We start from the raw sequence: 12,461 nt of genomic DNA, 5'->3' as shown, positions 1-12,461 counted from the left end.
TAAAACAAATTTAAAAAGTACCAGATCCTGAGTTCAGAATCTGGTACTTTTCTGTTCATATGGAATTTTTATTCCGGCCCTTCTTCAACAAGTGTCTCAACATCTGAAACAATATCATCGAGAGCGAATTCGGTATCTCCGGTATCAACACCGGCATAGTCTTTGATGATCTTCCCATTCTGATCAATCAGATAGAAGCTGATGCCATGGGTCACCTGGTTGCTGCCTTCCGGCGGTGGTGCCACGATGGTCTTGAAGTTGTTCTCGGCGAAGTTTCTGATGAAGTCATAGTCGTATCCTGTCACCATCTGCCACTCTGTTGATTCCGGTACGTCATAATATGAAAGATAGTCCGTCAGCACTTCTGGTGAATCGGTCTTCGGGTCGACCGAGAAGCTGAGGACGCCGTAGTCCTCGATGCCTTTATCCTCTAGTTCATTCACGACCTGTGTCATATTTGCTGTCATCGGCGGACATACTGTTGCACAATTTGTAAATATGAAGTCCAGCAGCCATACTTTACCTTCCATGTCTGCCTTCGTAAATGTCTCTTCATTCTGATTGGTCACTTCAAAATCATCGATCGTATTCCCATAGCGGGACATGACTTCCACTCCGGAGGAATTACATGCTGATAATGCGAGTACTAAAACAAATATAATGGAAATCGACTTCCTCATTCAAAACCCTCCGATTATTCTTTGACTTTAACTATATCAAATAAATTCCAGAGGACAATATGCAAAAAGGCATATTTTGTGAAAAGAGTATGGCGCATTCCCTACTATCGTGTGAACTAAGACGTCAATTCTGCTCTTTCATGAATAAAGTAAGTACGAGTCCCACGCCAGCCATCACAGCCGAGAAGACGAAGGACATGTTTACACCGGTAATCTCCTGTGTGACTGAAGGTGCACCTGATGATAGATTCAGTGCTACTCCAGTCATGATGGTGACCATGACGGCTGTAAATATCGAGCCGCCGATCTGGCGCATCGTATTGTTCATGGCAGTGCCGTCCGGAATGAGATCGTCATGCAGTGCATTCATCGCAAAGGTGGTGAGCGGCATCAGTGTGAGTCCAGTCCCGAGCAGTCTGAATGTATAGACGACAGCCAGGTACGTGAAGGTCGTCTCCTGATTCAGAAATGACATCAGGATGGAAGTGACAAGTATCAGTGCCATGCCCAGGAATGTCAGAATCCGTATGCCGAACTTGTCGAAAAGCACACCGGCGATCGGCATGGTCGCGCCCATCACCAGCGCCCCGGGAAGCAGTGCGAGTCCCGATTCGAATGGCGTGTAGCCGAGCATGTCCTGCATCAGTACGGGCAGAATATTGTTGGCACTGACCATGGAAGTGAAGACGATGACACCGACCAGTGAACTGATGAGAAAGTAGCGGTTTTTGAATACGCTCATCTCAAGTATCGGCTGGCGCAGTCCGAACTGGCGCCTGGTGAAGATGAACACCAGAATCATACCTGCAATGATGGATGTGAGAACAAGCGGATCGCCCCACCCTCTTGTGCCAGCTACAGAAAAGCCGTAGAGCAGGCCACCGAAACCGAGTGTGGATAGAACGATGGATGGAATATCGACTTTCGGATCTGTCTGATGCGTGACGTTGCGCATAGAAAAGTACGCCAGAATAAAGTTGGCCAGCACCAGCGGCAGTACGATCAGAAACAGTGTACGCCATGGCCAGAAGCCGACGATGTATCCGGCAAGCGGTGGACCTATTGCCGGCGCCACACCGATGACGAGTCCATAGTAGCCCATCGCCCGGCCCCGCTGCTCCAGTGGAAACTGGGTCAGCAGGATGACTTGGGTCAGTGGCATCATGATGCCTGCGGCAATGCCCTGCAGAATTCTGCCCGAAAGCAGTACCGGATAGATGGGTGCTACGGCGGCAAGTATCGTACCGATGATGAAAATCATCATCCCGAGCAGATACAGGCGCCTCGAAGTGAACTTATGAATCAGAAATGCCGATACCGGAATCATGATGCCATTGACGAGAAAGAATCCCGTCGTCAGCCATTGCGCCGTACTGAATGGGATGTCGAATGCCGACATGATCGGGGGCACGACGGTGACAAGCAGCATCTGGTTGAGCAGAACAAGAAACGATCCCATCATCAATGTGGCGATCAATACTGACTTCTGGCTCGGTCTGTAGGCCATTCTAATTTGCATTGCTTCACTACTTCCTCATGGTTCCCCATTGTTTTATTTGAATCGTGCCGTACTCCGTTCGTTGACTGCACTGACCTCGAGTATATTCTCCATGCGTTCCTTCAGTTCCTCAACATGGGAGATGATGCCGACCATCTTGCCGCTCGTCTGCAGCTCGATCAGTGTGTTCACAGCCATATCCAGCGTCTCGGGATCAAGTGTTCCGAACCCTTCATCAATCAGCATCGTGTCGAGACTGATACCGCCGGATTCCTGCTGCAGTGCTTCATTCATGGCAAGCGCCAGAGTCAGTGCCGCCTGAAAGGATTCTCCGCCGGATAGTGAAGTGATGTGGCGGGAGCGATTGTTGTAGAAGTCGAACACTTCAATATCCAAACCAGTTTTGCGGTTGCTTCTGTTGGTACTCCTTCTCAGTTCATAACGGTGGTTCGTCATTTCAAGCAACCTGATATTGGCGATATCGAGTATGCGGTCGAGATAGTAGGTAAGCACATAGCGCTCCAGCGAGACTTTCTGCTCGTTTCTGCCTGACACGACGTCGACCAGTTCGATCAGCGACTGGATCTCACCCAGTGCCGCTTCATACTCGGCAATCAGCTTGCTGATCGAGTCGGCTGTCTTCCTATTTTGCTCGAGCTGGGTTTCCAATCGGACTCTCTGATTCGTCAATGTTTCATTTTGCGCGGTGAGCTGTTCAATTTCATTCTGTTCTTCTGCAGTATCCTGCATCGACTCACTTTCAAGTGTCTCCATCAGGACGTTCTGCCTTGTTTCGAGCAGTGACTTCCGGCTATGGTGTTCCTTGACCGTCTGCTCCACGGACTGGATGTCCGAGCGCTCGAGCAGTGTGAGCATCTGTGATCGGTCACTGTTCATCCTGCCTGCAAAGGCATCGATTTCCGGAGACAGCGTTCTGAGCTGCTCAGCTACTTCATCAAGCTGTTTCTGAAGATAGGAAAGCTTCTCTTCAAGCCGTGATTTCTGTTCGCGATATTGGAGCTGCTTCTGTTCATTTTCCTTAACCTGCGCCTTATAGTCCTCGAGAGACCGTTGGCATTTATGATGCATTTCGGCGAATGTCCTGTAGTCATCATAGCTTGTCTGAGATCTGAATTCCGATAGAAGCGACTCGGCGTGGCTGAGCTTGTGATCGACATTGTTCTGTTCAAGCCTGTTGTCGTTCAGTCTGCTGTTCAGCGTGTTCTGCTGTTTTTCGAGCTGCTGCTTCTCTTCAAATCGCCTTTTCTCTTCCTCAATACGCTGCTTGAGATCCTTCTCCTTCTGCCTGTACTCTTCAAGCGAGGCGTTTAATGCATCCAGATCCTTGCGCGTTTTATCAGCCAGCAGTGCATCGACTACGTCCAAACGACGCGCCTTGCCACTTCTATCGTTTGAGAGTGCCTCAAGATCCGCTTCTAACGCTCTGAAGGCCTCCTCTTCCTCTGCTGAAAGATATTGATGGGCTTCAGGTAGCGCCTGTACCGTCTGCTGGCACACCGGACATGGCGCGCCAACTTCGAGATGACCGATCAGGTGTTCAATATGGGCACCATCCTCTGCAGAATAGCGGCTTTTAAGAGCATCCTGCTTTTCCTTACGTTCTGACTCGATGCGTGCATGCTTCTGATCTATCTTCTTGATCACATCCGTCAGAGTGGCTTTTTCAGCATCATACTGTCTCAACTCATTCTCCGTACCAATGGCCTGTTCGAGTGCAGATATCTCATTGTCGACTGCGTATCGCTCCCGACTCAGCTGCTCCGACTGTTCACGATTCCATGCATCCTTGCCAAGTGTTTCAGCAACCGCTTCAAGTTTTTCGGAAATTGCACTGTTCTCCTTGGATATCTCCGATTTGCGTGCTTTTAGTGAAGCCATCGTCTCATGGATATTTTCTATCTCTTCATTATGCATGAACCGTTCCGTCGTATTCAGCCATGTTTCCGCCCGCTGATAGAAATCACTTTTCTCCTGCAGTTCGCCGTGCTTCTGCCCGATGACTTCAAGTGCTTTATCCACACGTGAGAACTGCGTTTTCAAGTCCGATAGTTCAGTTTCGATCCGTGATTTCTGTTCTCGTGCACCCGACTCCGTCCGCAGTGTATACTCCATTTCCTTGATCGTACGGTAGGACTCGATTTCTGTTTCGAGCGACTGGATACGGGAGGCGTCATCTTCAAGTGATGCAAGATTGGTTTTTATTTTCTCCACTTCTTCGATCCGCGCGTTATTGTCTTTCTTCTTTTTAAGTACCTCTCCCAATGTATCGAGCCTGTCTTTATTTGTGACGAGAGCCCGCTCGACCTCTGCCTTCCTTTTTTCGATGATCGCCTGCACCTTGTCGATCGTCTCCATCCTTCTGGCGAATGTCGGGAACTCGACCTTGAGCAGTTCGGCCACCTCCGGGTGCTCCTCGCCGGTAATCGTATTGAATCGCTCGGCGATCTTCGTTTCCACCATTTCACTGCCTTTAAGCTTCTCCTTCTTCAGTTCGTTCAGCTTATGTTCGAACTTGACGAAGCGTTCGGTCCGGAACAGTGTCCTCAATATTTCCTGCTTCTGCTCGCTTGAAGATGTCAGCAGTCTTTTGAATTCACCCTGCGGCAGGATCAGAATCTGCCTGAACTGGTCGGCATTCAGCTGGAGGATCTCAAGGATCATCGATTTTACCCCGTTGATGCTGCCTTCAAGCACTTTCCCATCCGCATCATAGAGCACCGCCTTCGGCGGCACGGGCGTCTTCCTGCCCGCTTTCTGGTAGGAGAGCGTCCGCTCGATCGTGTATCTTCTGCCGCGTATTTCAAATGACAGTCGGATGGCGCTGATATCATCGTCCGTGGCGAACTGGCTTCTGACCGATCCTTCTGCCCGGTCGCTTGTCGACAGTGTGCCATAGAGTGCGTAGGTGATGGCATCGAATATCATCGTTTTGCCGGAACCTGTGCGGCCGCTGATCAGGAACATGCTGTCGGATACATCATCAAAATCTATGGTCTGGTTCTCGAAAGGACCAAAGTACTGCATATTAATCTGAATCGGCTTCATCTGCATCACCTTTGAAATAAGTATTGAAAATCTGCCCCTGGTACTCTGTCAGCGGCTCACCATGCACGCTTTCGATGAACGATTCGAATATTTCACGATCACTCGACTGGTGGACATCAATCTGTGCCCGGACATGCTCACGCTTTTCAACGAGCGGCCGCAGCTCCATGACGTTCGGGTAGATCATCTTGAGCTTTGCCATCGGATCGTTGATATGGCTCATTCCGGACAGTTCGAATTTGAAGTATGCTGCCTTGTCCTCGAACATCACTGTCTCATTGATCACTTCTTCAAATGTGCCCTGGTAGTGGACGAGATCCCGCTGCTGATGCAGTGGAATGAACCTGCATTTCGTATTGTCGGTCTCGACCATGCGGAAGCCTTTCGGCTGCTTCACTTCCGAAAAAGAATACTTCAAAAGCGATCCGCTGTAGAATATGCGTTCATGCGTAATCGCAAACGGATGATGCAGGTGTCCGAGCAGTACCAGGTCGAAGGCTTCAAACAGATCCGCCCCGACCTCTTCAGACAGTCCGATGGACAGCGGACGCTCGGAGTCGGAGGCTTTGCCATTTGAAATGAACATATGTCCGATCATCACGTTGTAGGCATCCTTGTCCATGACTGTGGCAATCTCCTCTGTAACCTTTTTGTAGACATCATGATGGGATCTGATTGAATCATCATCAAAGAACACCTTGGCCTCAAGTACATCCATATGGGGAACCATATAGAAATGATGATCATCGATTACTACAGGTGTCGTGATATCCTCAAGTGACGTCCGCATATGATAGTTGCTTTTTTCAAACCAGTAGCTGCCGTAGTCGAGCCGTGAGCGGCTGTCATGATTGCCGCTGATGGCAAGCACCGGTATGCCTTTTTCTATATTGATCCTATAAAGATATTCATTGACGAGTTTCAGTGCGGACTGCGAAGGATTGCTCCGGTCGAACACATCCCCTGCCACAACGACCAGGTCGACTGATGATTCATCGATATGGTCCAGCAGCTGGTCCAGCATATGCCGCTGATCCTCTATCATATCCACGCCGTTCAGACGTTTTCCAATATGCCAGTCTCCTGTATGTAGAATTTTCATTTAAACCACCTCATTGAATATGATTATACAAGAAAAACCATCCCCAAGTAAATTTGGGGATGGTTTTTTTCAGTGCAGCTGCCTGATGGATATGATGAGGTCATCCAGTTTCTGCTCCATACGATGGAGCAGAAAGAATGTGATCACAGCCGGAAATCCAACATCGCTGACCAGTGTTACCCATTCCATTGCTAGATGATCTCTGTAACGTTCTGCTCTACAATCTTCGCCGAATGCACGGATACCGGTCTACCCTGCATCGGTGCGAGGACGCCCAACTCGATGAGTCGCTCCGCTTCAGCCACAAGTGTCGCTTCAGTCAGATCTTCTTTCGGATTATTGATTGTGAGTGTGAAACGGCGGCTTAGATCCGTGTCGAATACAATTACAAGCTTCTTGGTCATTTTTCTTCCTCCTTTTCATTATTAGTTGATGACGTAGGTCTGTTCTTTCTCGACAATCGGATACACATCATTCGTCAGGTTCTGATAGATGCTTGCCAGTGTATTGATGGCTTCGTCTGTTGACGTCGTATCCAGGTTTCTGACGGATCTGAAACGGAGTTTTTCCTTACCGCTCTCATCCGCTTCAAAGAAATAGAACTTTGCGTTTGTACTCTTAAGCATGGCTTTCACCTCCTTCACCCTATATATCGTCACAAATGATTCGATGGACAATCGAATATATATTTTCTATAATGACTGGGAGGTGAGGGAATGAACGATATAATCATGTGGCTCATTGCGCTATGGACTTTCGTCATGCTGGGTCTTATGATCATCGGCGGATATTTCATGTTCCGGAAGTTTCTGAAACGCATGCCTAAAGAGGACGGATACAGTGAACTGGATTGGCAGGACCTGTACATCGACCGGGCACTGCCCCTGTGGAACGACGAGGCAAGAAATCTGCTGAATGAACTGGTCATGCCGGTCCCCGAGATATTCAGGGACGTAGCCAAGGAACGGATTGCCGGCCGCATATCAAAGATTGCGCTCGATGAAGGCGCAGATGACATTACACTCGACCACATCATGAAGGGCTATATCATCGCGACCCCGAAAAGGGATCATAAGTTCATGAAGAAGAAGCTGAATGAACTCGAAATCGACTACACGCCGTACGAGGATCTCTTCCAGTATGCAGATGATGAAAAGCAGAAATTCTCCATATTTGAACAGACAGAAAAAATAAGCAGCAGATCAAAGTGACTTGATCTGCTGCTTATTGAATGTCTGCAGGTGGATGAACATCGATATCCTCCAGACGACGATCATGACGAACGCCAGAAGGAAGAACATGCCACCAATCTCTCCCGGTGAAATGCTCAGGGAGAGTATTGCTTTTAATATGATTCTCAGGACGAGAAGGCCGATCAGTATGACCGGGAACATTCTGGACTGTCTGACATAGAGTCTGCCATCCTTCTCTTCGTAGCGGGTGGTGACGACGAGTACAATCGAGAAGATCAGACCCATGACAATCGCTTCTCCGATTTCAAATGGCGTCAGCCTGAAGTACGGAAATACATACATCAGTGCACCGGTCGACATCATGACCGGCGGAATGATGATTTTAGGCAGTGTCAGCGGCCGTTTGGCCGCCTTCTGCCTGACGAAAACTGCAATGAGTCCCATGATGACCGCCATGATGGAGGCGGCAGTGAACAGTATGCTTTCGATACTCATGATCAGAACCCCTGGAAATCGCCGAAGAGCGGCTGCAGCCAGATGATGATCTGTGTCAGGCCATCAAAATAGAGCAATATACCCATCAGAATCATGACGATTCCGCCGGCTTTCATGATATGGTTCGAGTACTTCAACATCCACCTGGTTCTCGACACGAAGAAGCTCAATGTGAAGAAAGGTACTCCGAAACCGAGGCAGTATACGACCATCAGCATCAGTGCATTATTCGGCTCGGTTGCACTCATGGCGAATATGGCACCGATGATCGGGCCATTGCACGGTGTCCAGCCGGCACCGAATGCCATGCCGATCAGGATGGAGCCGATGAAGCCGGATGGCCTATTTTTAAAATGGACTTTCCTGTCCTTCATCAGAAAATCGAAGTTGAGCACACCTGTGACGATCAGCCCGAATATAACGATCAGTATCGCGCCGAGCTGACGGATCAGATTTGAATGCTCGATGAACAGGCCGCCAAAGAATGCCGTACCGAATCCGAGCGCAATATAGATAAGACTGAAACCGACTAGAAAGAATAATGTATGAAGAATTGCACGGAAATTGAATTTCTGACTTTCAACTTCATTATAGCTCATCCCTGTTATATAGGAGATGAACGCTGGGAAAACCGGAAGTACGCACGGTGAGACGAAACTCAGTACGCCGGCTCCGAATGCGAGGAGAAAAGTGACTTCGCTACCCATAGAAATACCTCCATTCAGATGTCATTCTAACAGACATGATGGAGGTACATGCATACATTAAGCTATTATTTTAGAACTTTCTATGACATTTACTGCTGTCCGTTCTGAAGCTGGTACATTTTATGATAGATGCCACCGTAGCGGATCAGTGAATCATGTGTGCCCTGCTCCACAATTTCACCCTTATTGAGAACGAGAATCTGGTCTGCGTCCTGGATGGTCGACAGCCGGTGGGCGATGGCCAGTGTTGTCCTGCCTCTGCGCATCCTCTCAAGAGAATGCTGGATCTGCTCCTCCGTCTCGGAGTCGATATTGGCTGTTGCCTCATCAAGAATCAGCACTTTCGGATCGATTGCCATGGTGCGTGCGAAGGCGAGGAGCTGACGCTCTCCGCTTGAGAAGGCACTGCCCTTTTCGATCACCTTATGGCTATAGTCACCCGGCAGCTTTGATATGAACTTGTCAGCGTAGACGAATTCTGCCGCTGCCTTGACCTGTTCAAAGGTCATTGCTGGATGATAGAGCCTGATGTTCGACTCGATGGTGCCATAGAAGATGAATGGATCCTGCAGTACGAGACCGACCTTCTCCTTCAATTCCTGCTTTGGAATCTGCTTGATGGAATGGCCATCCACCAGTATATCCCCTTGCTCGAACTCGTAGAAACGCATGAACAGGTTGATGATGGAACTCTTGCCCGAGCCGGTATGGCCGACAAGAGCAACGGTCTCACCAGGTCTTGCTGTGAATGAGATGTCCTTTAGAACCTCCGTACTGCCATCATAGCTGAAAGTGACATTTCTGAACTCGATATGGCCGTCCGTCACTTTTGAAGCAGCATCTTCGGACTGTGCCGGCTCGATGCGGTCATCATCCATCAGTGTGAATACACGGCTTGCTGAAACAAGTGCCTGCTGGAAGATGTTCAGATTCTGACTGACCTGGCTGAGCGGCTCGAAAAATCGTTCCATGTACTGGATGAAGGCGAATATGACACCGGCAGTGACAGTGGATTCAAAGCTGAGCAGTCCGAAATAGCCGAGAATGAGTGCAATGGCCAGGACAGAAATCATGCTGATGGCGGGCCTGAGCAGCAGACCATCAAGTCTGACATTTTTCATATTGTATTTATAGTGCATTTCATTGATTTCGTTGAACTCATTGCTCAGACGGTTCTCCTGGTTGAACACCTGGATGATCTTCATCCCTTCGATCGATTCTGCCAGCTTGGCGTTCAGATCACTGAGCAATTGCCTTGCATGGGAGAAGAAGTTCGCCGAGTACTTGCGGTATACGGCCAGGACCAGCACGATGACCGGCATGAATACAAGCGCCATGAGCGCAAGTCTGACATTCAGGACGAACATCATGATGAAGCTTGATATGACCATGAAGAACGCCATCAGGAATGTAGCGAGCACTCCGATGAACATTTCGACGATGGCCTCCGTATCATTGGTGATTCGTGACACGACACTGCCGCCCGGCACCTTGTCGAAGTACCGCATGCCAAGCCTGCCGATCTTATCGAAGGCATCGATCCTGAGCTGCTGGATGACCTTGAATGCCAGGTACTGGAACAGGTAGATCTGCATATAGGTGGTAATCGCGCCGATCAGCTGGACTGCCAGAAAGGCGATGACGAGCCACATGATCTCGGACTCTGGAAACACGCCGGGCGTCAAGTAGTCATCTATGAATATCATGACCAGGTAAGGTGTCGCGACACCGGTGATGGTCGAAATGATCAGCATGATGAACCCGATCGTCAGGATGCCCTTGAAAGGCAGTGTATACTTCATCAGTCTCAGGAGCACTGTCTTCTGATCATTGAAAGAGAGATTGAACTGGTTGTTTTCCATCTATTTTTCCTCCTTCAGAACGAGATCATCGAGGGAGCTCTCGAGTGCATCACGCAATGCCTGGGTGTTATAGGTTTCATGATACCAGCCACCCTGATTCATCAGTTCACGGTGGTTTCCGTGTTCGATGACGGTGCCATTGTCCATGACAATGATGAGATCGGCATGACTGACGGCACTCATACGGTGTGCTGTGATGATATTTGTCTTGCCTGCGCGGCTGTTCTGCAGATTGGTGAGAATCTGTTCCTCAGTTTCAGCATCGACCGCAGACAGGGAATCATCCAGAATCAGCACTTCGGGATCCATGATCAGAGCACGTGCAATGGAGATGCGCTGCTTCTGACCACCGGAAACGGACACACCCCGCTCTCCGACAACCGTTTCGTAGCCTTCTGTGAACCCTTTGATATCTTCATGGACATGACTCAGTCTTGCCGCATGATATATCTCTTCTTTTTCAATTTCAGGATTGCTGAAGGCGATGTTGTTCTGAATTGATGTAGAGAACAGGAAGTGGTCCTGCGGCACATAGCCGAACTGTCTTCTGAGATTGCTGATCTCATAGTCGCGCAGGGGATGTTCGCCATACTTGATATCTTCCGGATTGACTGTATCGAATTCACGCAGCAGCAGCCGGATCAGGGCACTTTTGCCAGATCCCGTTCTGCCGACGATGCCGACCGTCGTCCCTTTTTCGATTGTGAATCGCACATCCCTCAATCCATCCGACTCGTCATCCGGGAAGTTGAATGCACCGAGATCGAAAGTGATGTCTCCCTCAGGCTGGTCTTCTATCTTATAGTCGACGCCGACCTGATTTCTCGTATCCATTATCTCCTGGATACGATCATAGGAGGCACTGCCCCGCTGCACCAGGTTGAAGAACCAGCCGAGTGCGAGCAGCGGCCACACCATCATGCCGAGGTACGTCGTGAAAGTGACCAGTTCACCGATTGAAATCGTATCATCCAGTACCATCCGTGCACCATAGAATATGGATATGAAGTAGCTGGCACCGATGATGGTCATGATGGTCGGATCAAATAGTGCATCCACTTTCGATACCTTGAGATTCTTCTCGACGACATCATCACTCATTTTCCGAAAATCTGCCTGGTCGCTCTGTTCGTAGCCGAATGTTTTCGTCACTTTGATCCCCGATATGCTCTCCTGCGTCTTATCGTTCAGCATGCTGAAGGCAGCCTGAGCCTTTTTGAAGCCACGGTTGAGAAGCTTGCCGTAGTAGCTTGTTAGTATGACCATGAACGGCAGTGGAATCATGGCAAGCAGTGTCAGCTCCGGACTGATCGTAATCGCCATTGTAATGAGCACTGCCCCGCCCGTAATCAGGGAATCCGCAATGGTCAGAATACCAGCTCCGGCTGTCGACTGCACTGCTTGGATATCATTTGTCGCGTGTGCCATGAGGTCTCCTGTCCGCCGCTTCTGATAGAACGCCGGGCTCATTTCGGAATACTTGCGGTAGAGCCTTGAGCGCAGTATTCTGCCGAGCCGGTAGCTGGCCCCGAATATCATGATGCGCCAGAAATACCTGAATATGTATGTCAGAATAGCCACAGCAACTAGCAGCAGAATATACCACATGAGCAGATTGCCGGTCAGCGTCTCCTGGGTGATGCGGTCGATGACCCAGCCGATGACCTGCGGTGGTACAAGTTCCAGGAGTGCTACCAGAATCAGCATGATGACTCCTAATGTGTAGCTGCGCCACTCGCGCTTGAAAAACCATCCCATTTTCTTAAAAACCTTCATTGCGATCCTCCTTGTTGTCATATTCTTTTAAATTCTACCATATGTTTCGAAATATGAAATAATCAACAACAGAAGATTTTAA

General features: G+C 49.2%; 12 protein-coding genes. 1 reads left to right on the top strand and 11 read right to left on the bottom strand.

The window, feature by feature from the left end:
• Positions 1-68: 68 nt before the first annotated feature.
• The 7 genes from GQ671_RS01415 to GQ671_RS01385 form a co-directional block, all read right to left on the bottom strand.
• Entirely contained in the window at positions 69-605 is a 537-nt protein-coding gene (locus GQ671_RS01415) for an SCO family protein (protein WP_246153080.1), read from the bottom strand.
• A gap of 199 nt (positions 606-804) precedes the next feature.
• The gene (locus GQ671_RS01410; RefSeq protein WP_160651602.1) at positions 805-2,199 is read right to left on the bottom strand and encodes a DHA2 family efflux MFS transporter permease subunit; all 1,395 of its coding nucleotides are present in this window, start codon (positions 2,197-2,199) and stop codon (positions 805-807) included.
• A 33-nt stretch (positions 2,200-2,232) separates the two neighbouring features.
• Positions 2,233-5,244: an AAA family ATPase gene (locus tag GQ671_RS01405; protein WP_160651599.1), complete on the bottom strand. Its 3,012-nt coding sequence runs from the start codon at positions 5,242-5,244 to the stop codon at positions 2,233-2,235.
• Positions 5,225-6,346, bottom strand: coding sequence for an exonuclease SbcCD subunit D (locus GQ671_RS01400; RefSeq protein ID WP_160651596.1), 1,122 nt, complete (start codon positions 6,344-6,346; stop codon positions 5,225-5,227). The genes GQ671_RS01405 and GQ671_RS01400 overlap by 20 nt, the downstream gene beginning before the upstream one ends.
• Before the next feature lie 69 nt (positions 6,347-6,415).
• Complete coding sequence (locus tag GQ671_RS01395) at positions 6,416-6,535, bottom strand: YvrJ family protein (protein ID WP_160651594.1); 120 nt, start codon at positions 6,533-6,535, stop codon at positions 6,416-6,418.
• Between the two features lie 2 nt (positions 6,536-6,537).
• The gene (locus GQ671_RS01390) at positions 6,538-6,750 is read right to left on the bottom strand and encodes a DUF2922 domain-containing protein (RefSeq protein WP_160651591.1); all 213 of its coding nucleotides are present in this window, start codon (positions 6,748-6,750) and stop codon (positions 6,538-6,540) included.
• A 21-nt stretch (positions 6,751-6,771) separates the two neighbouring features.
• Positions 6,772-6,972: a DUF1659 domain-containing protein gene (locus tag GQ671_RS01385; RefSeq protein WP_160651588.1), complete on the bottom strand. Its 201-nt coding sequence runs from the start codon at positions 6,970-6,972 to the stop codon at positions 6,772-6,774.
• Between the two features lie 90 nt (positions 6,973-7,062).
• Between GQ671_RS01385 and GQ671_RS01380 the strand changes: the two genes are divergently transcribed.
• Complete coding sequence (locus GQ671_RS01380) at positions 7,063-7,557, top strand: DUF2621 family protein (RefSeq protein ID WP_160651585.1); 495 nt, start codon at positions 7,063-7,065, stop codon at positions 7,555-7,557.
• Here GQ671_RS01380 and GQ671_RS01375 read toward each other — a convergent pair.
• The 4 genes from GQ671_RS01375 to GQ671_RS01360 form a co-directional block, all read right to left on the bottom strand.
• The gene (locus GQ671_RS01375) at positions 7,549-8,034 is read right to left on the bottom strand and encodes a CcdC family protein (RefSeq protein ID WP_170288599.1); all 486 of its coding nucleotides are present in this window, start codon (positions 8,032-8,034) and stop codon (positions 7,549-7,551) included. The genes GQ671_RS01380 and GQ671_RS01375 overlap by 9 nt on opposite strands.
• 2 nt (positions 8,035-8,036) lie before the next feature.
• Entirely contained in the window at positions 8,037-8,741 is a 705-nt protein-coding gene (locus GQ671_RS01370) for a cytochrome c biogenesis CcdA family protein (RefSeq protein ID WP_160651582.1), read from the bottom strand.
• An 89-nt stretch (positions 8,742-8,830) separates the two neighbouring features.
• Positions 8,831-10,603 carry an ABC transporter ATP-binding protein gene (locus tag GQ671_RS01365; protein ID WP_160651579.1) on the bottom strand — a complete coding sequence of 591 codons (1,773 nt, stop codon included), beginning with the start codon at positions 10,601-10,603 and terminating at the stop codon, positions 8,831-8,833.
• On the bottom strand, positions 10,604-12,379 hold the full coding sequence (locus GQ671_RS01360; protein WP_160651574.1) for an ABC transporter transmembrane domain-containing protein: 1,776 nt from the start codon (positions 12,377-12,379) through the stop codon (positions 10,604-10,606).
• Positions 12,380-12,461: the final 82 nt, after the last annotated feature.

The organism is Salinicoccus hispanicus (genome assembly GCF_009831115.1).
Lineage (GTDB): Bacteria > Bacillota > Bacilli > Staphylococcales > Salinicoccaceae > Salinicoccus > Salinicoccus hispanicus.
The sequence above is the reverse complement of the archived record's forward strand: the minus strand, read 5'-3'. Positions and strand labels throughout refer to the sequence as shown.